The sequence below is a fragment of the Paramicrobacterium agarici genome (assembly GCF_002563955.1).
Taxonomy (GTDB): Bacteria; Actinomycetota; Actinomycetes; order Actinomycetales; family Microbacteriaceae; genus Paramicrobacterium; species Paramicrobacterium agarici.
In genome coordinates, this window is sequence record NZ_PDJE01000001.1 from 903,196 (window position 1) to 927,294 (window position 24,099).

Consider the following 24,099-nt stretch of genomic DNA (forward strand, 5'->3'; position numbering starts at 1 on the left):
GAGTGGAGGTGCGTAGCGTGGCTCAAATTCTGATTCGCAACCTGCCCGACGAGGCGAAAGAAGCTTTGCGTGCGCGGGCACAGGCTCGCGGGCATTCGATGGAGGCCGAAGCGCGGCGGATTCTCCTTGACGCCGCGCTTCCAGATCGTGACGCTCCCGTGCTCGCCTGGCTCGATCATGCAGCGCGTCTGCGAGAAGAGGTCGGGGGCGTTGAGCTGCCGCTGCCAAGCAGGAGGGAACCGCGATCAGCTGAGCTTTCATGATCATTGTCGACACAAACGTCTGGTCAGAGTCGTTGCGGCCGCAGCCTGATCAAGCAGTGCTCGCGTGGCTGCGTGAGCAGCACCGCGAAGCGCACCTGGCGGTAACCACTGTGCATGAGTTGCAATTCGGGGTGTTGAATATGCCAGAGGGAGCTCGGAAGGAATCGCTCGAACGTGCGGTGTCGCGGATGCTGGTGCAGCTCGCCCCGCGGGTGATCTCGTACGATTATGCTGCAGCGATTGCCCATGCTGAGCTACGGCATCATGCGCGAGAGACTGGTCGAGCTATAAGCAGCGAAGACGGGCAGATCCTCGCGATCGCTGCCCTGAATGGTGCTTCGATTGCTACTCGCAACGTTCGTGATTTCGATGGTTTCGGAGTTCCGATTGTCAATCCCTGGGAAGCATCCTGAACGGGCGATGTCCGCACTGCGCTCGCTTCTGATCAGCCACGCTAGCCGAGCGCGGAGTTCAGCGCCCCGACGAGGATCGCGACGAGCAAGACGGCGAACGTGCCGACCGCAATGAGCGTCGCGACGTGGTTCTCAACGAGCAGGGCGATGAACTCTCGAATGAAGGCGCTCGGCACGAAGTAGCGGGCCGTGCGCGACCCGACGACCTGAGCATCGACGTTCATGCGGCGCGCAAGCGATGCCGTACGCAGCACGTGGTAGTCGCTCGTGACGAGCATGATCGGGCCTGATCTCCCCACGCTTTCGAGAAGCTCGAGCGAGCGTGTGATGTTCTCGCTCGTGCTTGTCGACGTCGTCTCGCTAAGGATGTCTGACGCGGGAACGCCCTGGTCGCGCAGGTACTCGGCCATCGCCTCGCCCTCGGGTCGCGGCTCGTCGTCGCCCTGTCCGCCCGACGGCACGAGCAGCGGGCGATTGCCGCGCGCGAGTTCCTTGCGGTAGACCTGCAGCCCGCGATCGAGACGCCCGCGCAGAAGCGGTGGAACGCGACCGCGAATGAGTCCCGAGCCGTGCACGACGATCGCCGCCGGCGTGAACGAGTGGCGCATGCGCCCATAGACAACCGAGTAGACCGCGAACGAGACGAAGGCCACGCTCGCATACGCCGAGGCGAGGCCGATGAGCGCGGCGAGCCAGAACCCGGTCATGCCGAACTGCAGGACGAGCACGACGGAGACGACGGGCAGGGCGAGAACGATCACGCCGACGATGAGCGAGAGCTGGTTGCCCAGACTGTGCCCCTCGCGGCGCAGCATCGTGATGCCGTTGGCAATGAGGCCGATGCCGAAGACGAGGATGCTGAGGGGAATCGCGAGAGCGAGCAGCCACAGTGCCACGGCGGCGAAGAAGTTGTACTCGGCGAGCACGAGCAGAATGCCGACTCCGCCAAACGCGATGGCGGCCACAAGGAACGGTCCGTTGCGCAGCAGCCGCGGGTCCTTCTTGTGCGACACGAGATAGCACGCGCCGAACACGATCCCGATGGCCAGAAGCAGCATGGTTGTCACACTACAGACGGAAGCTGCCGCACCGCGTCGCTCGCGAGAACGAAGCACGGCAACGTCCTGATGACTTTTGCCGTGACCATTGACCGAAAGCACCGATATGTCTGGCCCAGAACTATGCGATGAGCAGGCACGCGGATTCACCATCGTTCGCATCTTTGAGGCAACGCCCGAAGAAGTGCGGAAGGCGTGGGCGGTCAGCCGGGTGATGGCTTCTTCTATGACGGCTGCGTCGGCGTGCTCGATGTGCTCGGCGACTACGTGAGCTGAGGAGTGTGGGGAGCGCGGTATGACAGCGCGCCCCAGACGGACATCTAGGGGTGGTTCGCGACCGTACTCTCGCGTGCGACGAGACGGTGAGGGGCGATAACTTCTTCTGCTGGTGTCTCGGGCTCGTCGATTCGCGTTGCGATTCGGCGCACCGCTTCTCGTGCGATGAAGGGGGTGTCGAGCGATACGGTGCTGAGTGATGGACGAGCGAATCGTCCCTCGTCCACGTCATCGATGCCGATTACGGCGATATCGCCGGGCACATCGAGACCCGCGTCGAAGACCGCGCGCATTGCTCCGATCGCGAGGAGATCGGAGAAGCAGAAGATTGCGTCGGGCAGCGGTGACAGTGCCAAGAGCGCCCGCGTTGCTTCGTAGCCGGCTTCGCGACTGTAGTGTTCGGCGGTAATGGCGAACTCAGGGTGCGTGACGAGGCCTGCTGTGTCCAGCGCCTTCGTGTATCCGGCGAATCGCTGGAGTGGCGTCGAGTATTCTTCTTGCGGCTGCGAGCCGATGGCTGCGATGCGCTCGCGGCCGATCTCGGCGAGGTGCGCTACCGCGTCCATTGCCGCTGCCACGTTGTCGATTGCGACGTGATCGTAGCGCCCGTCGAACTCGTGCTCACCGAGGAGCACGAGGGGCATTTTCGTCGAGCCGTGCATATCGAGGAGCTCAGCCTTTGTCACCAGGGGGCTGAACAGCATCCCGTCGAACAGCATCGTTCGGTCGTCGCCCATGAGGAGCTGGCGTTCCCGATCGTGGTCATGACCCGTCTGGTCGATCATGACGCGATATCCGTATTCTGCCGCTGCGTCGATGACATCACGAGCGAGCTCGCTGAAGTAGGGCACCGTGATCTCGGGCACGACGAGACCGAGCAAGCCAGTGCGCCCCGTTCGCAGCGTGCGGGCCACGGGATTCGCGCGATAATCCAGCTCTTCGATCGCAGCTAGCACCTTCGCACGCATGCGCTTACTGACATGCTCGTACCCGCTTACAACATTCGAGACAGTACGGACGGATACTGCGGCCCGTTCGGCGACATCGCGAAGAGTGGCTGGCATGAAAGCATCCTATCGTTTGCAACGTGTGCAAACAGGCGCTACAGTTTGCATACGTTGGAAAATTCACGAGGGAGTGTCCATGTACCCCAACTCCAAACGGCGCAGCCCCCGCCTCGCCGCCGCCGGCGCCGTTGCGCTTGCCGCCCTAACGTTGACAGCGTGCGGCCCGAGCATCACCAGCGGTGGTGATGATGCCGCATCCGATCGCCTTCAGGCTCCGACAGCCGAGCAACCCGAGGGCGAGATCACCATCTGGGACCGCTCAGGCGATCTCTTCGAGGTCTTTGAGGGAGTCATCGACGACTTCAACGAGAAGTACCCGGAGATCACCGTCAATCACGAAGCCGTCGACATCGACGCCAAGCTGCAGAACACGCTCATCACGGGAACCGACGTGCCCGATGGCGTCTTTCTCGACGACGCGATGGTCAGCGGATACGCCGACTACCTATGGGATCTGAGCGACGTGCTCGATCCGTACATCGACGACATCGCCCCGCAGAAGATTGATGTGAACACGATCGGCGGAGGCATCTACGGCGTCCCATACGACCTTGACCCCGGACTGCTGTTCTATAACGCTGCGGCCCTTGATGAGGCAGGGGTCGACGTCGAGAGCATCGAGACCTACGATGATCTGCTCGCTGCCGCTCAGGCATATAAGGACGTGAATCCCGACGCGCATCCGATTCATCTCGAGCAATCGGAGTTCCTCGGCCAGTTGCAGCTTGAGATGTACGCGAGCCAGATGGGCACATCAATTGCGGATGCTGACGGCACGCTGCGTCTCGATAGCCCGGAGTACGAGAAGATTCTCACATTCCTCGACACGGTTCAGTCAGAGGGTCTCGGAACCCGGGCCGAGTATCTGACGCCCACCGACATTGCCGAGATGGAGAACGGCAACCAGGTGTTCTACCCCTGGGCGATCTGGTTCAGTTTCGCACCGCAGCAGCTTCTGCCCGAGACCAGCGGAGACTGGCGAGCGATGCCCCTTCCCGCCTGGGAAGACGGCGGTGCGCGAAGTGGAGCGATGGGAGGCTCATCGTTTGTGTTGCCCAAGGATGGCGAGAACTCTGAACTCGCGTGGCTCTTCTATGAATTCCTCATGTACGACGAGGCCGGCTACACAGCGGTCTGGGGGCCGAACGACGTCTATCCGAACGGGCTCAACACGTCGATTCCTGCGTACCTGCCAGCAGCCGACCCTGAAAACCCGCTCTTCGAGCCGGTCGAAGCGCTGGGCGGCCAGGATCTCTGGGAAGTTGCCACCTCAGCCGGCTCGCAGATCCCGGCGGGCACCTCGATCCCGCCGTGGTGGAACGGTGCAGCCGAGTACCTCGGAAATGACATCCAGCGGATGCTCGACGGCGACCTCACGCCCGAAGAGGTGATCAGACAATCGTCCGACGCCATTCAGAAGAACCTCATCGATCGACAGTGACCCAAACACACGCATGACGACAACAGCCCTCCACTCCGCGGACCGGACGTTCACACGCCGCCACCGCGCAGCGAAATTCAAACGCCGCATCGCACCGTATGTGTTCGTCGCGCCGTTCATCGCGATCTTTCTCGCCTTCAGCGTCTACCCGCTGTTCTTCACCGCGAGACTGAGCTTCACGAACTGGCGCGGCACCGGGGCCGCGGAGTGGGTGGGCTGGGGAAACTACACGTATCTGCTCACGAGCCCGGGCTTCTGGAACTCACTCGCCAACTCCGGTGTGCTGTGGCTTCTGATCGTGCCCATTCAAATCGTTGTCTCGGTCATCGTCGCCGTGCTGCTCAACTCTGCGAAGCTCAAGCTGCGTGGCATGTATCGCGTTGCGTTCATTGTGCCGTTCGTCACGCCGCTGGTTGCGGTCGCTCAAATTTGGGTCGTGCTCTTCGACCAGCACTACGGGGCCATCAATGCCGTGCTCGGCACGGTCGGCATTCCTGAGATCGGCTGGCTGACGACGAGTGCATGGGCGAAGCCGACGTTGGCACTGCTCTTTCTCTGGAAGACGACGGGATTCATCATCATCATTCTGCTGTCGGGGCTTCAGTCGATCGATGGCTCGCTCTACGAGGCTGCCGAGCTCGACGGCGCGTCACGGATTCGCCAGCTGTGGAGCATCACCGTTCCTCTTCTACGGCGAACGATCATGTTCGCCGTCGTGCTGCAGACGCTTGCCGTGTTTCAGATGTTTGCCGAACCGTTCGTCGTCACTCAGGGAGGCCCCTACAACTCCACGACCACGGCAGGGTACTACCTCTACAACCACATCACGCGAGCCGATCTGGGAACGGGAGCGGCGAATTCCTTCCTTCTCGTGATCCTCGTGATGATCCTCTCGCTCTTCTTCGTCCGACTGCTGAGAGCAAAGGACTGATCATGACAGACACCGTTACGCCGCTGCCGAGCACAGCATCCGCGCGCACGCGCTCTCGTCGGCTCCGACCGTCACGCGACTCCGGCCAGCGCGATCGCCCCGCGCTTCGCATAGCGAGCCACATCTTTCTGCTTCTGCTCATGCTGCTCTTTCTCGCGCCCGTGGTGTGGGCAATCGTCTCGGCGTTCAAACAGCCGAACGACATCATCACGGACCCGCTCGCCTTCGACCCGAGCGCGTTCACGTTGCAGAACTTCACCGCGATGTTCCACGACGTACCGATCGGCCACGGGTTCGTGAACACGGCGATCGTTCTCGTGGTGAAAGGGGCGATCACTCTCTTCTGTGCACCGCTCGCGGCGTTCGCCTTCGCGAAGTACGAGTTTCGAGGCAAGAACCTGCTGTTCGGCACCGTTCTCGTCACACTCATGCTGCCCGTGATCGTGCTCATCATTCCACTGCTGCTCGAGATGAAGATGCTCGGCTGGGTGAACACGTACCAGGCGCTCATTCTGCCCGGAGCCGTCGACGCCTTCGCGATCTTCTGGATGCGGCAGGTGATCAGCGCCGTTCCTGACGAACTGCTCGACGCCGCGCGCGTTGACGGCTGCAGTGAATTCGGCATCTTCTGGCGCGTGGTCGTCCCCGTCATCCGACCGGGGCTCGCGGGCCTCGCCGTGCTGACGATCATGAACATCTACAACGACTTCGTCTGGCCCGTCGTTGTGGCCAGCTCCGAGCAGATGGCCACGCTCCAGGTCGTGCTCTCGACACTCGCGCAGAACATCACGGGCAACCGCATCGGCGCGGACTACGCCACCGTCACGGGCGAACTCCTCGCGGCAAGCTCTGTCGCACTCATACCCCTGCTGGTGCTCTTCATCGTGCTCCAGCGTCACTTCATCAACGGCATCCTCGCAGGAAGCGTGAAAGGTTGAACATGTCACTCTCCTCACCCCAGACCGTCGTCCCGGACCAGACAGTCGAGTCGACGATTCCCCGCTCCGAGTACCCGCGGCCCGATCGTGATCGCTCAGCGCGGTGGCTGACGCTCAACGGTCAGTGGGACTTCAGCGCCGACGGCATCGCCGCGCCGATCACAGTGCCCTTTGCGTGGGAGAGCGAAGCATCCGGAATCCACCGCACCTGGCTGGAACGGGGCGAGTACCGGCGATCGATCGTCGTGCCCGAGGAATGGGCGGGGTCGAGCATCGTCGTGAGTTTCGGAGCCGTGCACCACCGCGCTACCGTATCGCTCGACGGTTCGCTCGTCGGCGAGCACGTCGGGGGCTACGAATCGTTCGAGTTCGACATCACGTCGTTCATTACTCCCGGAGTCGCCGCGGAAATCTCTGTTGTCGTCGATGCTCCGGCGGACAAACGCGCCATTCCACATGGTAAGCAGCGGTCGATCCCGCGCGATGACTATGACGGCGTCTCGTTTACGCCGACGTCGGGAATCTGGCAGAGTGTCTGGCTTGAGGCTCGCGGCACCACGTATGCCGAGGGCGTCGAGCTGCGCGGAGATAGCTTGAATGGCATCGACGTCGCCGTGACGTTGTCGAGCCCGCGCGGCGCTCGCGTGACAGCCCAGGTCGAGGGAAGCGAGAGTGCTGTCACCCTGGATGCCGACGCGAACGGATGCTATCGAGGGCGCATCGACCTGCAGCATCCGCGGCTCTGGTCGCCCGAGCAGCCGCATCTCTATCGTGTGGAAGTGTCGGTCGACGACGGCCAGGGATATCCGGATGCTGTCGTCGCGACGACTGGACTTCGTCGCATCGAGACGCGGGGCGAACAACTCCTTCTCAACGGGCGGCGATTCTCAATGCGCGGTGTGCTCGACCAGGGGTACTGGGCAGACACCGGGCTGACGGCGCCGAGTGCTGACGCGTTGCGCCGCGACATCCATCTGGCACGCGAACTCGGGTACAACCTTGTGCGCAAGCATCTGAAGTTCGAAGACCCGCTGTGGCTGCACGAGGCCGACGTCACCGGCACTTTGGTCTGGGCCGAACCCGCGTGCCCGAGCCGGTTCTCCGACGAGGGTGCCCGCGCGTTCGAGGCGCAGCTGCCCGCCATGGTCGAGCGCGACGGAAACCACCCGAGCATCGTGATCTGGGGACTTTACAACGAAGAGTGGGGGCTCGATTGGGATATTCCGGCAAGCCCCGCACGAGCCGAGGCCGCTGCCCGCGCCTACGACCGGCTGCGCGAGCTCGACGCGACGCGACCCATTGTCGAGAACTCGGGCTGGTCGCACGTCAAGAGCGATCTGGTCGACTGGCATTACTACGAGCCCGACCTGGCGACGTGGAAGCAGGCGATGGCCGACATGGCAGCAGGCGCTCGTGAAACGTTCCCTGTCAGACTCGCTCCTGACTTCGTCGTCGACAAGTCTCTGTACGGTTCGGCCGAATTTCCGCGTCACGGCGTTCCGATCGTCAACAGCGAGTACGGTGAGGGCTTCACAAGCCTTGAGCGCGCCTGGCATCTGCGCTGGGAGACCCAGGAGATGCGACGGCACGATCGTTTCGCCGGTTATATCTATACCGAGTTCGCCGATGTCGAGCACGAGGGTGCTGGGTTGTTGGCCGAAGATCGCCGAGCGAAGGACTGGGGCGGGTGCATCCCCGCCGATGTCAACGCTGAGACGGTTCTCATTCTCGACCTCGTGCCGCTGCGCGCCGGGGCAGACATCGAGCCTCCCGCCGAGGAGTTCACGCTCGATGTACACGTGTCGCATCACGGCGATGCCGACGTGCGGGGTGCCTTCCACGCCGCGTGGCTGCCGTTCGGAGCGCCGGTCTCCGACGTTCCCGCAGCGCAGGCAATCTCTGACGCGCTGATAGTCACGCCGTTTGAGGTATCGGACGCTGTCAGGATCACGGTGCCGCCGGTCGCGGAACCCGCGCGGCTTCTGCTGTGGTTCGCCGACGAGTCGGGCGCGGTTCTCGCGCGCTCATTCCTCGACGCGGCCGAGGTCGAGCCGCCGAACCGACGCGGAGCCCGCCCGGGCGAGTTCGTCGGAGTCGCGCAGCCGGGAGTACCGAATTAACGGTCACCGGTAGGCTGGGGGAGTTGCGTGCGCGACGGTGAGATGCAGCTTCCCCATTCGTGATGATCGTCGAAGCGCGATATCGACCGCCCCTCACGAGGAGAGCATGAACGCGCGAAAGTCGGCCGCCCCACAGTCACAGGGCCCTGGGCGCCAGCGCGGGCTCATCGTTCTGCTCGGCGTCATGGCCGCGCTCGGCCCCATGACCGTCGACATGTACCTGCCGGCTCTGCCCGAGATCACGCGCGAGTTCGAGACGACCGAAGCGACAATCCAGATCACACTCACCGGGTCGCTGCTCGGCATGGGTGTCGGGTCTCTTCTGTTCGGGCCGATTTCGGATGCTCGCGGGCGACGCGTTCCGCTCATCATCGGACTGTCGATCCACGTGATCTTCTCGATCGCGTCGGCCTTCGCCGGCAACGTCGCAGCACTCATCGTCTTCCGCACCCTGCAGGGGGTCGGGTCGGCGGCGGCTCCGAGCATCGCCATGGCGATCGTGCGCGACATCTCGCATGGCCGCGCAGCATCCGTTCGCTATTCCCTGATCATGATGGTGTCGATGTCGGCGCCGATCGTCGCGCCGCTGATCGGATCGCTGATCCTGCTCGGCACCGACTGGCACGGCATCTTCATCGCCCAGGGTGCGATGTCAGCTCTGCTCGTCGTGCTCGGACTGCTGTTTCTGCCCGAGACGCGGTCGGAGCGGATGCCGCTACGCGAGTCGCGCGTGTTCGCCGGGGCGGCATCCCTGTTCTCTGATCGCATGTTCGTGGGCGCTGCCCTGTCGCAGCTCGCGATGATGGCCGCGAGCTTCTGCTATGTCTCCGGTCTGAGCTTCGTAGCGCAGGATTGGTACGGCGTTTCGCAGCAGGCCTACGGCGCGATTCTCGCCGTCGGAGCCGTTGTGATGCTCATGATGAACCCGCTCAGCCCACTGCTGCTGCGGCGGTTCATGCCGCACAAGGTGCAGATCATCGGGCTCGTCGGCGCACTGGCATCGTCGGCGATGATCATGGTGTCTGCCGGGTGGCTTGGGCTGCCGGGCGTCACCGCGTTCGCGTGGCTGTGCATCGGGTTTCAGCAGCTCGTGATTCCGAACAACCAGGCGATGGGGTTGTTCAATCATGCGCCGCGCGCGGGAATGGCCGCCGCCCTGATCGGCACGGCAGGCACGATCGGCGCGGCTTTGTCTGCCCCGCTGCTCGGCCTCGCCGGAACCGACAACGGCTTCAACATGGGCTTCGGCATGTTCGCGTTCTACGCGACGTCGCTCGCGGCATCCGTGTTCGTCATCGGCTTCAAGAACGACGATCTGACGACGCGGCCTGTGCCGATCGTGCGGTAGACGGATGCTGGTACCCTTCACGTCCGTCAGCGGGCGACCGGGGTGAAGAAGTTCACGAGGTTGCCGTCGGGGTCGCGAAAGAGTAGCGAGCGGTTTCCCCACGGCATCGTCGTGGGTTCATTCACGAAGTCGTCGACGACGTCGCGCAGCGTCGGGAAGACCGCATCGACGTCGTCCACACGAAAGTCGATGATGACCGAACGGTTCGCCCGCGGCTCGGCCGAACCTGCGCCCAAGAGAGGGACGGTGGCCGAGCTGGCGAACGCGAGCGTTCCAGAGTCGGTGCGCAGCTCGGCGAAGAGTTCATGCAGCTGCGTTGTCTTGATGCCGGTGATGCGCTCGTAGAAATTGACGAGGCGTGCGACGTCGTCGGTGATGATGCGAGTTGCGGTCAGGTCCATTATGGGTCTCCGTTCTGAGTCACGACGAGTTGCCGTGCGGACAACGGTATGAGCAATACCGGACAGATCTCGCCCGGTATTCTGAGATCATTGAGACATGAGCACGTCGACGTCGCGAGTGCTGCAGCTGCTCGAGCTTCTGCAGACAGCGGGAACGCGCTCGGTCGGCGAACTCGCTGAACGTCTCGATGTCGATGAACGCACTGTCCGACGTTATGTGGGTCACCTTCGAGAGCTCGAGATACCCGTTGAGACAGTTCGCGGCCGCTACGGCGGTTACCGTATTGCCGCGGGTCTTCGAATGCCGCCGCTCATGCTCAGCGACGACGAAGCGCTCGCCGTAGTACTCGGACTGCTGCACGCGCAATCGTCTCCCGCGGCATCGACCACGGCCATGCAGACCGCGATGTCGAAGGTGCGGCGCTCGCTTCCAGCTGAGTCGGCTCGCAAGCTCGGCGTTCTGCTGAGCACGGCTGCGTTCGCCGATGATCGAGACGTCTTCGTGCCCGATGCCGGAATACTGCTGACGGCAGCCGAGGCCGTGCGTCGGCGGCAACCGATCGAGCTGCGCTACCGTTCGCGCGACGGCGAGCCGTCGAAACGGACGGTGCACCCGTACGATCTGATTGCCTTCTCGGGGCGCTGGTACCTGGTCGCGTTCGACGTTGGCCGGGGAGCAGAGAGACGCTTCCGTCTCGACCGCATCGCAACGGCCCGCACCGTCTCGGGAACGTTCGCGCCGCCGAAACCACGTGACCAAGCGGCAGCGACGCGTCTCGTCGACGACTTCGCGGGAGCAGACTATGCCTGGCACGTGAAGCTGCGCGTGAACGCTGGTCGCGAGCACATTCGCGCTCATCTGCCGGCGAGCGTTGCTCGGCTCGAACCGCTTCTGGATGACGGGTCGGAGGGCGCGTGGCATCGCGTCGAGATCAATGCCGCGAGCCTCGAGTGGCTCCCGCCCGTGATCATTGCGCTCGGATGCCCCGTCATCGTCGATCAACCCGCAGAGCTTCGCACGCTCATTGCCGACGTGGCGTCGCGACTTCGCGATATCGCGGCGTCACCGTGAGGCGGCGTGCCGGCGCACCCGATCGGACCTAAGGCGCGACCGTGCGGGAGAGCGCCGTGCCCGAGTCGCTAACTGCGCTTGCGAGCGAAGCGTCGCGTCGCGACGAGACCAGCTCCGAGCAGCAAGAGTGCTGCCGCGAGGCCCAGTGGCCACGCAATATCGGCGCCCGTCACCGGGAGGTCGCTCGCGGCATCCGTGCTCGAATCATCATTTGCCGCTCCGTCTGATCCGGTACCCGGAGCGTCGGTAGAACCGTCGTCACCTGCGCCCGGGTCGTCGCCCTCGCCCGGGTCGGTGGGCTCCGGCGTCGGGGTCGGCGTTTCTGTGGCAGCATCCGTCGTCAGTTCCCAGTTCTCAACGAAGAAGTCGGCGGGGTCGATTGTGCCGCGCTCGCTGGCCCAGTCGATCAGCAGCTGACGAATCTCGAGACGTTCGTCATACACGACAGGCGCGTCGGCGACGTTGGGGAACGCCCCACCACCGCTCTGGCGGTAGTTGTTGACGGCAAGCACGAACGTGTCGTCGGCGGCAACGGGTGTGCCATCGGGGTGCGCGAGGTCGAGAATGCGCTCACCGACCGGCTGTGAAATATCGATGGTGTAGCTGAGGCCCGTCAGAACGTCGTAGTTGTAGTCGGGAACGCCGTCCGGACGGTCGGGATACACGGCGTTCGTGCCGGTTGCGGGGTCGAACTCCGCGCCGGGCTCAGTCTGCACGAAGTAGCGGGCTGAGTACTCGAGGTACTCGGCGATCTCGGCACCGGTCATCTGCACGCCGACGAGCGTGTTCTCGTAGATGTACAGTCCAGCGATGTCGCGAATCGTCACCTCGCCCTCGGGGAACAGCGCGGTGCGCGAGAACGGAGAGGCTTGGGAAATCACGGGAACGTCGGCGTACTCGGTGCCGTCGAGCGCAGCATCCACGGTTTCTAGCTGGATGCTGTTGATGAAGTCGATGATCGCGGTGTCTTCGTAACGCGAGGTCGCTGCGGGCAGCTCTTCCACCGAATCGGCGACGGGCGTGTTGACGTACTCGATTGTCGCCTCGTGCTCCTCGCTGATGACCTCGAGCACCTGCGGGTCTTCGGGCGTTCCGTCGGTGCCGTAATGCGGTGTGACGACGGGAGCGTATCCGTCTGACCAGTCCACCTCGAACCCGTCGGCGGTTGGAGCGAGGCTCAGTGTGACTTCGCTGACGCTGCGCGCCCAGTAGTTGGGCTGTGTGATGAGCGTCTGCTCGCCCGCCGTGTTTGTGATGAGGGTCTGCGGTTCGTCCTGGTGGCTGTGGCCCGCGACGAGAACGTCGATTCCCGGCACCTGGAAGGCGATGTTGTTCGCGACGTCTTCGTTGAGGTCTGCGGGGTCGTACGCGTCATCCGGCACTGTTCCCTGACCGGTGTGCGCGAGAACCACGACGACGTCTGCCTGAGCATCCACCTCGGGGACCCATTGCTTGGCGGCCTCGACCATGTCTTGGAATTCGAGGATGCCCTCGACGTGCTGCTTGTCCCAGATGCGCACGCCCGGCGTGACGAGCCCGATGACGCCGATCGTCACCTGTTTGCCGTCGATCTCGCGGTCGATGAGCGTGTAGGGATCGTGGTAGGGCTCACCTGTTGCAGCGTCGATGACGTTGGCGCCGAGCAGCGGTGCCTCGAGGTCTTCGTCGTAGGCCTGCAGCAGGTCGAGGCCGTAGTTGTACTCGTGGTTGCCGACGACCTGCGCGTCGTACCCGATGGTGTCGAATACCTGGGCCATTGGATGCTCGATGGTGTCGTTCAGTACGGAATCGCGGCTGTCGCCGTAGCCGTAGAGGTAGGTCAGCGGCGTTCCCTGAATCGCGTCGCCGTTGTCGAGAACCACGACCGATTCGTCGCCTTTCTCGGCCCGCACATCGTCGACGACGGAGGCGACGCGTGAGAGTCCCAGGGAGTCGTCGGTGGGGTACGGCGCGTTCTGAAAGTAGTCCCAGTCGGCGACATGCCCGTGGGTATCGGTTGTGGCGAGCAACGTGAGCTCGACGCCGCCTGGGGGCGTCGCGGCATTCGCCGCGGTTGGTGCGATGAGTGCTGTGCCAAGAACGGCAAGCGTGCTGACGAGGGCGACGCGGCGTGCGGCGGGCATGTGGTCCTTTCGAGGGCCAAGATCCAGTTGTGTGCCGCCACACTATCGGCGGAGCGTGAACTGGGGAAGACCTGAATCTGTCGAATCAGGGATTCGCCCCCCCGCTCATTCGAGCAAAGCGAGAACTGTACAGAATTATGCGGCGTCGTTCAGCGGCCGGTCGACGCCCTCTCTGCCGGTTCGCTCGGCCTCGAAAGTGAGAGCGACCGTCGAACCCTTCGCGAGGCGCGACCGTTATGATCGGCCCTGCTCGTCAGCGATGTGGCCGTCTTCGCTCACGGATCTTCCGACCGCCTCGAGGGAGGTCTGAGCCGCAGCGACGATCGCAGAGACTGTTACGCCCTTGCGCGCGAGCACCTCGTCTCCGGCACCCGATTCCCCGAACTCGTCAATGCTGACAACGCCGCCCTCGCGACCGACCCAGCGGTACCAGGCGTCGCCGCACCCGGCTTCCACCGCGACGCGAGCGCGCATCGCAGCCGGCAGCACCGACTCTTGCCAGTCTGCTGACGATTGCGCAAACCACTCGACGCACGGCATGGAAACAACTCGAGAGGTGACGCCCTCGCGCGCAAGGTCGCGAGCCGCTTCGATAGCGAGAGCGACCTCGCTTCCCGTCGCAATCAGGGCGACGTCATTTCCGGCGCCCTCTTGCCATGCCACGTACGCACCGTTTCTCACCTTCGCGTCGAGGTCGTCGCGATGCGCAAGAACGGGGACGTCCTGCCGCGAGAGTATGAACGCCGTCGGTGCCGGTGGCAAACTGACAACGGCCTTCCAGGCGGACACGACCTCGGCAGCATCCGCCGGTCGAACAACAGCGAGCCCCGGCACGGTGCGCAACGAAGCGATCTGCTCCACAGGCTGATGCGTCGGCCCATCTTCGCCTACAGCAACGGAATCGTGGGTGTAAATGTACGTCGCGGGGAGTCCCATGAGCGCGGCGAGTCTGATGCTGGGCCGTTGGTAGTCGCTGAACGCAAGGTACGTCGACCCGTATGGTCGCCACAGACCATGCAGCGCAATGCCTGACAAGATGGCGGCCATGGCATGCTCGCGGATGCCGAAATGCACAAAGTCGCCGCCCGGGTTGTCCGCGGTGACAGCGTCTCCGGGAAGGGCGACGTTTGTCGACCCCGAGAGATCCGCTGAACCTCCGAAGACAAGGCCAGCGCGCGCGAGTGCGGCCACGACCGCTCCGTTCGTCTTCCGCGTGGCAACCGACTGCCCTTCGTCGGGGAGGGGCACCGTGTCGAGCGCCGACGATGCCTCGTCGGGAGCCGCTGCAGCGAGACGGTCGCGCTGAGAAGCGAGTTCAGGATGCCGTGACCGCCACGCATTGAGGCGGACGGTCCATTCCCGTTCCAACCTCTCGCCGCGACGCTTCGCCTCACGCATGACGGTGTACGTGTCGTCGTCGACGAGTTCGTCGAGGGTCGCATTCGGCGGGAAACCGAGCGTCTCAAGCACGGTCTGCGTCTCTTCAGCGCCGAGCGCGCCCGCGTGTCCCGCACTCGTACCGCCGATCTTCTCGGAGGGCGATGCGATCACACTGCGCACCGCGACGAGCGTCGGCGCCCCCGTGGTGGAGCGCGCTGTCTCAAGCACGCGTTCGATCTCATCGAGGTTACGGAAGTCCTCGATCTCGAGCACGTTCCACCCGTATGCACGAAAGCGCCCGCGCACGTCCTCAGAGAAGGCGAGGTCGGTTGCGCCGTCGATGGTGATGCGGTTGTCGTCCCAAATGGCTACGAGGTTGTCGATTCCCAAGGTCCCAGCGAGACTTGCGGCTTCCGCCGAGACTCCCTCCTCGAGGCATCCGTCTCCCGCAAGAGTGAAGACGGTGCTGCCCCAGACTCCCTCGCCCGAATCGTGCAACGCAGCATCGCGTCGAAGCGCGAGTGCGAGGCCGACGGCGCTCGCGAATCCCTGTCCCAGTGGGCCGGTCGACATCTCGATGCCGGGCGTTACGCCCAGCTCGGGATGGCCCGGTGTGCGAGCGTCGAGTGTCCGGCTCTTCGCGATGTCATCAAGAGTGACGTCGTATCCCGAGAGATGCAGCTGCGTGTACAGCAGTAGACTCGCATGGCCAGCCGAGAGGATGAACCGGTCGCGTCCCTCCCAGCCCGGGTTCGCCGGGTTGTGGCGGAGCACACGGTGAAAGAGCGTATGTGCGAGAGGTGCCATGGCCATGGCCGTTCCCGCGTGCCCGTGCGACTTCGCCTGCACTACGACGGGCGGAATCGCGATGGCCGCGGCGACGGCGCGCTTCTCGCTCTCATCGCGGGCGCCGCGGACAACCGCACGGCCGGAATCATCAGCGACAGTGGTGAGTGACATAGCGTGGACTTTAGTCTATGAATAGACTAAAGCCAAGGGGAAGGCGCACAGACTATGCCGGGCAGAATCATGACGGGGTCGGGAATCGTCCTCGACCTCATTCGGTCGGGGAAAGCGACTACGCGTTCGGGCCTTCTTGACGGGCTCGGCTGGTCACGAGTGACGTTGAGCCGGCGTCTCGACGAGCTTCTCGAACACGAGATCGTGATTCAAGCCGGCCATACATCAAGCGGCGGAGGGCGACCTCGCGAAGAATTCGAGGTGAATCCGGCGCTCGGACTTGTGCTCGCCGTCGACATCGGCAGCTCTCACACCCGTGTGGGCATCACCGACGTCGTCGGCGCCGTGCTGACCGAGGACGAGGCGGATATCGGGCTCTTCGACGGTCCGGAAGAAATCTTCAGATGGGCAGAGCAGGTCTTCGATTTTCTTCTCATCAAGGGTGGGTGGTCGCGGGCCGACGTTCGAGGCATCGGGATCGGAGTGCCGGGCCCCGTCGATTCGCACACGGGCAGGCTGGGCAGCCCTCAGCTCGACCCCCGCTGGGACAACGTCCGCGTTCGCGATTACCTGGCGGAATGGCCTGATGACATCGTGATCGCAATCGATCGGGACGTTAACGTCCTCGCCCTCGGCGAAGCACGGTTCGGCTGGCCCGAACTCAGCGATCTCGTCGTTGTGAAGACGGGGATCGGAGTCGGGTGCGCCTTTGTCATGGACGGCAACGTCGTGCGCGGGAGCCGGGGTGGCGCGGGACAGCTCAGCGCGCCGCTGCGCGATCGGCTGAGTGAGCCCCTTCGTCGGCTCGAGACCGTCGCGAGCGGCGGGACCATTCGGGACCGCCTCGTGCGCTCAGGAGAGTACGTGCGCACGAGCGCCGATATCGTTGCGCTCGCTGATGACGGCAATCCCGATGCCCTCGCGCTTCTCGAGGAGGTGGGCGAAATCATCGGCTACGCGCTCGCCGACGTCGTGGGGCTGCTCAATCCGTCAGCGGTGATCGTGGGCGGCAACCTTGCCGAGGCGGGGGAGCGCTTTGTCGCTGCTGTCCGGCGGTCACTCTTCGGTGCGGCGCACGTCTACTCGCGCCAGAGCCTCGTCGTCGCCCAGTCGCGCCTTGCAGCGAAAGCAGGTGTCCGCGGAGCCTCGGCGCTCGCTCTGGACGCGCTCTTCGACCCGGACCGCATCAGCGCTCTGACGCGATCTCGAGCGGCCTGACTCCGCGTGCGCGATCACGTGGCAATCGTTGCCCTCTAGCGCTTTGGCATAGAAGTGTGCAAAAGTGGGATGCCACAGTGCAGGTGGTGGTGCACGTGCCAAAGGAGGACCGCACATGACTCTCGCTGATCAGCTTCCCGACGCAGCGGTAGCGACGCGTGCCCATGCTGCAGATTGGCGCGACGCAGTGAAACTTGCGGGGCGTGGGCTCGTTGACCAGGGGGCGACGACCGACCGCTACACCGACGAGATGCTTCAGGCGATCGACGATCATGGCCCGTACATCGTCATTGCGCCAGGGTTCGCACTCGCGCACTCGCGTCCGAGTGATGCTGTGCTTCACACGGGGCTGAGTTGGGTCGCGCTCGACGAGCCCGTGGAGTTCGGAAGCGAGGCAAACGACCCGGTGAGGCTCGTGGTCGGCTTGGCTGCAACGGACCACAAGGCCCACCTTGACGTGATGGCGGAGCTGGCCGGCGTGCTCGCAGACGAGGCCGTTCTCGACGAGCTCATGCACGCCGACACCGCGGGGGATGTTCGCGCGATATTGAGACGCGTTGCCGACGATGCGTCGTGAACCGAATAAGACAGCCGAATGTGAGGAGTAAGAAATGAAGATTGTCGCTGTGTGTGGCATGGGAATCGGAACGTCCGTGCTGCTCAAGATGAATGCCGAGAAGGCCCTGCGTGCTATGGACGTCGATGCGGATGTCGAGGCCGCTGACATCGGAATTGCGCGCGGCGCTGCCCGAACGGCAGACATCGTTCTGACCTCCGCCGAACTCGCTGAAGAGGTCGGCGACGTGCCGGCGAAGGTCGTCGTCATCAACAACTTCACCGACGTGAACGAAATTACGGAGAAGCTCGAACAGAGCATGGAGCGCTGACGGCGAAGCCGTAGCGCGAGAGGAAAGGAGCCCCAATGGAGTGGCTGGTTGTCGTCCTGAATTTCATCGGGCAGCAGATTCTCAACGTTCCCGCGTACTTGATCGGGATCATCACCGCCATCGGTTTGATGGCACTTCGCCGGTCCGCCGGGCAGGTGATCGGCGGTGGCCTGAAAGCCGCACTCGGATTCCTCATTCTCGGGGCAGGTGCGAACGTCGTTGTGGGATCGCTGGATCCGCTCGGCAAGCTCATTCTCGAGGTGACGGGTGCGCAGGGCGTGATTCCGACGAACGAGGTGATCACGGCACTGGCCGCGGAGGAGTACGGTGCGACGAGCGCCTACGTTCTCGTGCTCGGCTTCATTGTGATGCTTCTACTCGCTCGATTCACGCCGCTGAAGTACATCTTTCTCACTGGCCACCACATGGTCTTCATGTCACTGCTGTTGAGCGTGGTGCTGACGGTCGGATTCGGCGAGGAATTCAGCTGGCTCGTTGTGATCATCGGGGCCATGTTGCTCGGCGTGATCATGGTGGTGATGCCGGCCTTCGCGCACCCCTGGATGAAGAAGATCACGGGTGATGACACGATTGCCATGGGGCACTTCGGCTCAGCCGGCTACATCGCCGCAGGTGCGATCGGGCAGGCGACGGGCGGTCGGAGCCGCTCGACGGAAGAGATCAAGTTCCCCAAGGGTCTGAGCTTCCTGCGGGACTCGATGGTCGCGACGGCACTCTCGATGGTGCTGATTTACATGGTGTTCGCGATCTGGGGACTGATCGTCGACCCCGCAGCAACTGCAGAGTTGCTCGGCGGTGACGACGCAGGAGCGACGATCATGGCTGGCTTCGCCCTTGCGCTGCAGTTCGGCGTCGGTGTGGCGGTGATCCTCTACGGTGTTCGCACGGTACTGGGTGAACTCGTCCCCGCCTTCCAGGGCGTTGCCGAGAAGATCGTCCCGGGCGCGAAGCCCGCGCTCGACGTTCCCATCGTGTTCCCGTTCGCCGCCAACGCGGTGCTGATCGGATTCATCAGTTCGTTCGTGGGTGGTCTCGTGTCGCTTGTGCTGCTGGCGATCTGGCTCAACCCGATGTTCGGACTCGCTCTGATTCTGCCCGGCATGGTTCCGCACTTCTTCACGGGCGGTGGCGCCGGCGTCTTCGGCAATGCCTCGGGCGGCAGAATCGGCGCAGCTCTCGGCGGCTTCGTTAATGGCATCATCATCACGATCCTCCCGGCGATCCTGCTGCTGGTGCTCGGCGAGTTCGGCTTCGCCAACAGCACCTTCGGCGACGCGGACTTCGGCTGGTTCGGGTCTCTCGTCGGTCTCAGCGTGATCGGACCCACCGGCCTCGGCGTCGTGCTGTGCATTGTGCTCAGTCTCGTGCTCGTCGCAGGCGCGTCGATCTTCCAGAAGAAGGTCGTCGACACCGGGTGGGTGCCTGGGGCGAAGCGCGACGCGTTCCTCGCCGAGAAGAAGGAGCAGCCGACTCACTAGGGCGCAGCTGCGAAATGCGGGGCGGGGAGACGCGTGGCGGCTCCCCGCCCTCACTCGTCGAGGAGGTTCGCGATCGCCGTCGCAAGGGCGAGGTCTTCCCACGACATGCCCGTCGTCTTCACGACAATGGGAGCATTGCGGTGCAACTCGTGCTCTCCGCGGATCACCGCCCGCATCGGAATCAGATCGCCGCGGGTGATCGAGCCGTCAGCGGCCGCCATCACGATGTCACCTCCGCTGCGGTAGGCCGTGTCGACGTCTTCGACGACGATCTGCGCACGACGCATGAGGGCGCTCGGCAGCTCGCGCTCCGCGGGGTCGTGTGAGCCGAGCGCGATCACGACAGCATCCGGGCTCACCCCGTCATCGTCGAGCACAGGGGTCTTCGCCGTACTCGCGCACACGATGAGGTCTGATGCTGCAATGGCAGCACGCGCCTGGTCCGAGCCCGTCGCGGCCCACCGTTCGCACCAGTCGGGCTGCGTGCGGCTCACATATGTGACAACGGCCTCACGCTGCCCGCCGAGAACCGCCCGCAGCGTCGACTCGTGCGCGACGCCCTGAGCGCCGGTTCCGACGATCACGACGGTGAGCGGCTCGGCGCTCGCCGTGAGCAGCGGCGCGACCGGCGCGAACGACACCGCCGGGGTACGCAGCGACGTCAGGGCGATGCCGTCGAGCATCATGTGCGGCGACAGCGTCTCGGGGTGAAACAGCAGGTACTGGCCCTGAATGCGCGGCACCGTGCGGCTCGGGTCGTCGGGCCCGACCGTGAGCACCTTGATGCCCGTGGCCTGCTCGGTCGCGGACGGCATGACGAGCAGTTCGCCGCCGGGAATCGGCAGCAGCTGCCGCGGAATGTCGTCGGCCGGGTCAAAGCCTTGCAGCAGGGTGTCGCGGATCGCTGCGACGGCAGCATCCTCTGTCAACGTGGCACGAACGGTGTCGGCGTCAACGTAGGTCATCATTATCGGCACTCGCTTTCTCAAACGTCGCTACCTCAGCACGAAGCCGGGGGTCAGGGGGTCTCGCGGGTCAACGGTGAAGCGGCTCTCGCCCGTGCGGTAGGCCATGCCGGTCACCTGCGGAATCACAGCGTCGCGGCCGTGCACGTAGGTTCGATTCAGGATGCTGCCGGCAAACGTCGAGCCGACGATCGAGCCGTGCTGCAGTACGTCGCCGTCGCGCATCGTTCCGGCCGCGGCAAGCGTCGCGATGCGGGCCGCCGTGCCGGAGCCGCACGGGGAACGGTCGACCTGTCCGTCGGCGAAGATCGCGACATTGCGCTGCGCGATGACGCCCGACGCGCTGTCCGGCGCAGCATCCGGTGTCTCGAGCTGCTCGAAGAGGATCGTGCCATAGATGCCGCTCAAGCGCGGGTCGGCAGGATGCTGCGCGACATCCGCCTCGTTGAGCGCCCACTTGATCTCGCGGCCGAGCGCGATGAGGGCGCTCACGTTCTGCGGCTCGATGGTGAGGCCGACGGATGCTGCGTCAAGCTGCGCGTAGATTGCGCCGCCGTACGACACGTCGACCCGCACCTCGCCGAGCGAAGCTTGCACGGCAACGTCGGTCGCGATGACGAAGCTCGGCACGCTCACGAAGTCGACGGCGGTGACGTTTCCCTCCACGGTGTGCACGCGCGCGGCGACGCGGCCGGAGGGAACATCGATCACGACGTCCGTCGTGCCCGTGTCGGGCGCTGCGACGAGTCCGGTCTCGACGGCCCACACGCCGAGCGCGATCGTGCCGTGTCCGCAGGCCGTCGAGAAGCCGTCCTTGTGCCAGAACAGCACACCGAAGTGCGCGCCGTCATCGTCGGGCGGCACGATGAAGCCGCCGTACATGTCCGCGTGCCCGCGAGGCTCGTGGCAGAGCACCCGCCGCAGGTCGTCGAGCTCTGAGCCGGGGCGCATCGCGTGGACGCGTCGCTCCGCAACGGTGAGACCCGGCGCAGTCGCGTCGGCGCCGCGCGTTGTCGTCGCACGAAGCACCGTGGCAGAGGGCAGCGCTTCGACAATGCGAAACGGCTCGCCGCCCGTGTGGTAGTCGATCGTGCTGACAGCATCCATGTTCTTGAGTCTCCCAGGTTGCGTGCGCAGCAGGTCACCGCGTCTCGTCGTCGAGCAGGCCCTCGGACTCGGCCCGCGCGATCGTGCCCGTGTGATTCTCCATCCAGAAGTGCGCACGCTTGATGCCGAGCGCCTCCGGATTGAAGCTCAGGTCAGTGCCCGCACGGCGCTGGCGGTCGTAGTCGCGCGTGACCTTGAAGACGATGGGGCTCAGCAGCAGAATGCAGATCATGTTGACCCAGCCGATCGAGCCGTAGCCGATGTCGCCGATCGCCCAGATAAGCGAGGGTGACTCGACGCTTCCGTAGAACGTGATCGCGATCATGCCGGCCTTGAGCACCCAGTCCGCGATGATGACGGCCCGCCCGCGGAACAGGTAGACGAGGTTGGTCTTGGCAATGTAGTAGAACGCGATGAGCGTTGTGAAGGCGAAGAAGAACAGCGCAACGGCGACGAAGCCCGGCCCGATCCCCGGCGCTATCGTGTCGATCGCGGCCTGCGTGTACGCGGGTCCCGCCTCTATGCCGTTCGCTCCGCTGAAGATCAGAGTGCCGTTCTCATCTGCGACATCGTAGATCCCCGAGATCAGGATCATGATCCCCGTCGCGTTGCAGACGACAACGGTGTCGATAAAGATCGAGAATGCCTGCACGAGGCCCTGCTTGGCGGGGTGGCGAACGGCAGCGGATGCTGCGCCGAACGTGCCTTCACCGACACCCGCGACATTGGAGAACACGGCCCGTCGTACACCCCACGCGACAGCAGCGCCGAGAATACCGCCGAACACCTGGTTGACGCCGAACGCGCTCGAAAACACAAGCTGCAACGTCGGCCAGATCTGCTCGGCATTCATCGCGAGCATAATGATCGTCGCGATGATGTAGCCAGCGGCCATGAAGGGCACGAACACCTGGGCAACGGCGACAATGCGCTTCGTGCCGCCGATGATGACGAAGGCGAGCAGCGCCGTCACGAAAAGGGCGCTGGCCCAGAGCGGGATGCTGAAAGCTTCGTTCACACTCTGCGCGATGTTGTTCGACTGCACGCCGGGAAAGACGAATCCGTAGCCGATCAGAATCATGGCGGCGAGAATGACCGCGAGCCACTTCGCCTTGAGCCCCTTCTCGACGTAGTAGGGGACGCCGCCTCGATGCTCGCCGTCGATCTTCGTCTTGAACACCTGCGCGAGCGTCGACTCGGCATACGCGCTTGCCGAGCCGAGCAGGGCGCACAGCACCATCCAGAACATCGCGCCGGGACCCCCGGCGTAGATGGCGGTGGCGACGCCGGCAATATTTCCCACGCCGACGCGGCTCGCGAGAGTCAGCAGCACAGCCTGAAGAGGGGAGTTGCCATCTGGCGTGTCTTTCTTGGCCCCGAGCTCGCGAATCATGTCGGGAATACGTCGGAACTGGATGCCGCGGGTGAGCACCGTAAAGAACAGGCCAAGGCCGAGGGCGAGGTAGGCCATCGGGTTCCAGATGAGGTCGTTTATCGCAGAGATGACGTCCATGTCTTCCTTACTTCCGGCGCCGATGACGCCGCATTCGTCGGCGAATGGGAGCGATTGCGTTTAAAACATGTGACATATTACATATCACCTGCGCGTGTGGGAAGAGGACAGGGCACATTTGCCAGAGGTGTGCTTTGCGCCTCGATACCCTGAGGGTGGTGCAGATCGTCGTGCGGCTGCATGTGAGAGAAGTGGAGGATGACCATGAAGGCACATGCTCTTGGCGGACCTGTGGCGTGGCACGGTGAAGGGCCGGTGTGGGATAGCGCCGGCGGGCGCCTGCTCATCGTCGATATGACCGCCGGAGTCGTCGTCGACCTCGGCTCGCCCGAACAGGAGCCCGAGGCTGCGGCACGCCACGATGTGGGAAGCACAGTTGCCGCAGCACTCAGGCCGAGGGCGAGCGGCGGATTCGTTGTTGCGACCGAGCACGGCTTCTCGCTCTTCTCGCGGGATTTCACCCGAGAGCGGCGTTTCGACGATGTGATCACCGACGACGGAATTCGCATGAACGATGGCGGCTGCGACCCTCAGGGGCGCTTCTACTGCGGCACGATGGCCTACGACGCCGAACCCGGGCGAGGCGAGTTGTTTCGGCTCGACGCCGACGGCAGCACGCGCCGTATCTTTGGCGGCGTCACCATTTCTAACGGACTCCAATGGAGCGAAGACGGAACGCTGGCGTACTACAACGATACCCCGACAGGGCGCATCGACGTGTTCGACTTCGACGGAGATCAGGGAACGTTCGAAAACCGCAGGCCATTCGTCATTCTTGACGAGGGAGTGGGCACTCCCGATGGTCTCACCGTCGACGCTGAGGGAGGCGTCTGGGTGGCGCTGTGGGGTGGCAGCGCTGTTCGTCGGTACGACTCCGACGGTGGCTTAAGCGAGGTCGTCGAGGTTCCCGGAGTGACGAATACGTCGGCGTGCTGCTTCGGCGGGACCGACCTGCGCACGCTGTTCATCACGACGTCTCGAGAGGGCGTCGCCGAGGGTGACCAGCCAGCCGCTGGCGCGGTCTTCGCCGTCAATCCAGGAGTTGCCGGTCGCCCCCTGCCGGTGTTCGCCGGCTGAGCACGTGCAGGCGCAGGGGACCGTCATGACCGCCCTGCGCCT

General features: G+C 64.1%; 21 protein-coding genes. 13 read left to right on the forward strand and 8 right to left on the reverse strand.

The window, feature by feature from the left end; genetic code table 11:
* Nucleotides 1-17 precede the first annotated feature (17 nt).
* Both ATJ78_RS04485 and ATJ78_RS04490 read left to right on the forward strand, forming a co-directional pair.
* On the forward strand, nt 18-263 hold the full coding sequence (locus ATJ78_RS04485; RefSeq protein ID WP_098409203.1) for a FitA-like ribbon-helix-helix domain-containing protein: 246 nt from the start codon (nt 18-20) through the stop codon (nt 261-263).
* The gene (locus ATJ78_RS04490) at nt 260-676 is read left to right on the forward strand and encodes a type II toxin-antitoxin system VapC family toxin (RefSeq protein WP_098406502.1); all 417 of its coding nucleotides are present in this window, start codon (nt 260-262) and stop codon (nt 674-676) included. Before ATJ78_RS04485 ends, ATJ78_RS04490 begins: the two co-directional genes overlap by 4 nt.
* Before the next feature lie 41 nt (nt 677-717).
* Here ATJ78_RS04490 and ATJ78_RS04495 read toward each other — a convergent pair whose 3' ends face one another.
* Together ATJ78_RS04495 and ATJ78_RS04500 are read right to left on the reverse strand one after the other, a co-directional pair.
* The gene (locus tag ATJ78_RS04495; protein ID WP_169923390.1) at nt 718-1,734 is read right to left on the reverse strand and encodes a YdcF family protein; all 1,017 of its coding nucleotides are present in this window, start codon (nt 1,732-1,734) and stop codon (nt 718-720) included.
* Nucleotides 1,735-2,054: 320 nt separating this feature from the next.
* Nucleotides 2,055-3,074 carry a LacI family DNA-binding transcriptional regulator gene (locus tag ATJ78_RS04500; protein WP_098406504.1) on the reverse strand — a complete coding sequence of 340 codons (1,020 nt, stop codon included), beginning with the start codon at nt 3,072-3,074 and terminating at the stop codon, nt 2,055-2,057.
* Between the two features lie 79 nt (nt 3,075-3,153).
* On the opposite strand from ATJ78_RS04500, the gene ATJ78_RS04505 reads away from it, so the two are divergent.
* From ATJ78_RS04505 to ATJ78_RS04525, 5 genes are all read left to right on the forward strand, one after another.
* Nucleotides 3,154-4,518, forward strand: a complete 1,365-nt coding sequence (locus ATJ78_RS04505) for an ABC transporter substrate-binding protein (RefSeq protein WP_098406505.1) — start codon at nt 3,154-3,156, stop codon at nt 4,516-4,518.
* A gap of 13 nt (nt 4,519-4,531) precedes the next feature.
* On the forward strand, nt 4,532-5,449 hold the full coding sequence (locus ATJ78_RS04510; protein WP_098406506.1) for a carbohydrate ABC transporter permease: 918 nt from the start codon (nt 4,532-4,534) through the stop codon (nt 5,447-5,449).
* A 2-nt stretch (nt 5,450-5,451) separates the two neighbouring features.
* Nucleotides 5,452-6,387 carry a carbohydrate ABC transporter permease gene (locus ATJ78_RS04515; protein WP_098406507.1) on the forward strand — a complete coding sequence of 312 codons (936 nt, stop codon included), beginning with the start codon at nt 5,452-5,454 and terminating at the stop codon, nt 6,385-6,387.
* A 2-nt stretch (nt 6,388-6,389) separates the two neighbouring features.
* A complete protein-coding gene (locus ATJ78_RS04520) occupies nt 6,390-8,507 on the forward strand; it encodes a glycoside hydrolase family 2 protein (RefSeq protein ID WP_098406508.1) in 2,118 nt (705 codons plus the stop codon).
* A 106-nt stretch (nt 8,508-8,613) separates the two neighbouring features.
* Nucleotides 8,614-9,855, forward strand: a complete 1,242-nt coding sequence (locus ATJ78_RS04525; protein ID WP_098406509.1) for a multidrug effflux MFS transporter — start codon at nt 8,614-8,616, stop codon at nt 9,853-9,855.
* 26 nt (nt 9,856-9,881) lie between these two features.
* Here the strand turns inward: ATJ78_RS04525 and ATJ78_RS04530 are convergent, their stop codons facing one another.
* Nucleotides 9,882-10,256, reverse strand: a complete 375-nt coding sequence (locus tag ATJ78_RS04530) for a VOC family protein (protein ID WP_098406510.1) — start codon at nt 10,254-10,256, stop codon at nt 9,882-9,884.
* 97 nt (nt 10,257-10,353) lie between these two features.
* Here ATJ78_RS04530 and ATJ78_RS04535 point away from each other — a divergent pair, with 97 nt between their 5' ends.
* The gene (locus ATJ78_RS04535) at nt 10,354-11,328 is read left to right on the forward strand and encodes a helix-turn-helix transcriptional regulator (RefSeq protein ID WP_098406511.1); all 975 of its coding nucleotides are present in this window, start codon (nt 10,354-10,356) and stop codon (nt 11,326-11,328) included.
* A gap of 68 nt (nt 11,329-11,396) precedes the next feature.
* Here the strand turns inward: ATJ78_RS04535 and ATJ78_RS04540 are convergent, their stop codons facing one another.
* Nucleotides 11,397-13,451 carry a bifunctional metallophosphatase/5'-nucleotidase gene (locus ATJ78_RS04540; protein ID WP_098406512.1) on the reverse strand — a complete coding sequence of 685 codons (2,055 nt, stop codon included), beginning with the start codon at nt 13,449-13,451 and terminating at the stop codon, nt 11,397-11,399.
* A 234-nt stretch (nt 13,452-13,685) separates the two neighbouring features.
* Nucleotides 13,686-15,791 (reverse strand): transketolase family protein, encoded by a 2,106-nt coding sequence (locus ATJ78_RS04545; RefSeq protein WP_098406513.1) that lies wholly within the window; start codon nt 15,789-15,791, stop codon nt 13,686-13,688.
* 54 nt (nt 15,792-15,845) lie between these two features.
* On the opposite strand from ATJ78_RS04545, the gene ATJ78_RS04550 reads away from it, so the two are divergent.
* The 4 genes from ATJ78_RS04550 to ulaA all read left to right on the forward strand — a co-directional run bounded on the left by ATJ78_RS04550 (nt 15,846) and on the right by ulaA (nt 19,395).
* A complete protein-coding gene (locus ATJ78_RS04550) occupies nt 15,846-17,009 on the forward strand; it encodes an ROK family transcriptional regulator (protein WP_098406514.1) in 1,164 nt (387 codons plus the stop codon).
* Between the two features lie 115 nt (nt 17,010-17,124).
* On the forward strand, nt 17,125-17,586 hold the full coding sequence (locus tag ATJ78_RS04555; protein ID WP_098406515.1) for a PTS sugar transporter subunit IIA: 462 nt from the start codon (nt 17,125-17,127) through the stop codon (nt 17,584-17,586).
* 34 nt (nt 17,587-17,620) lie between these two features.
* Nucleotides 17,621-17,896, forward strand: a complete 276-nt coding sequence (locus ATJ78_RS04560; protein ID WP_098406516.1) for a PTS sugar transporter subunit IIB — start codon at nt 17,621-17,623, stop codon at nt 17,894-17,896.
* Between the two features lie 35 nt (nt 17,897-17,931).
* Nucleotides 17,932-19,395: a PTS ascorbate transporter subunit IIC gene (gene ulaA, locus ATJ78_RS04565; RefSeq protein WP_098406517.1), complete on the forward strand. Its 1,464-nt coding sequence runs from the start codon at nt 17,932-17,934 to the stop codon at nt 19,393-19,395.
* Nucleotides 19,396-19,445: 50 nt separating this feature from the next.
* On the opposite strand, the gene ATJ78_RS04570 is transcribed toward ulaA, so the two are convergent.
* From ATJ78_RS04570 to ATJ78_RS04580, 3 genes are read right to left on the reverse strand one after another with little or no spacing between them, the layout of a single operon-like run.
* Nucleotides 19,446-20,363, reverse strand: coding sequence for an ornithine cyclodeaminase family protein (locus tag ATJ78_RS04570; protein ID WP_098406518.1), 918 nt, complete (start codon nt 20,361-20,363; stop codon nt 19,446-19,448).
* 27 nt (nt 20,364-20,390) lie between these two features.
* Nucleotides 20,391-21,467, reverse strand: a complete 1,077-nt coding sequence (locus tag ATJ78_RS04575; protein ID WP_098406519.1) for a proline racemase family protein — start codon at nt 21,465-21,467, stop codon at nt 20,391-20,393.
* A 34-nt stretch (nt 21,468-21,501) separates the two neighbouring features.
* Entirely contained in the window at nt 21,502-22,980 is a 1,479-nt protein-coding gene (locus tag ATJ78_RS04580; protein ID WP_098406520.1) for an alanine/glycine:cation symporter family protein, read from the reverse strand.
* A 204-nt stretch (nt 22,981-23,184) separates the two neighbouring features.
* On the opposite strand from ATJ78_RS04580, the gene ATJ78_RS04585 reads away from it, so the two are divergent.
* Nucleotides 23,185-24,057 (forward strand): SMP-30/gluconolactonase/LRE family protein, encoded by an 873-nt coding sequence (locus ATJ78_RS04585; RefSeq protein ID WP_098406521.1) that lies wholly within the window; start codon nt 23,185-23,187, stop codon nt 24,055-24,057.
* Nucleotides 24,058-24,099: the final 42 nt, after the last annotated feature.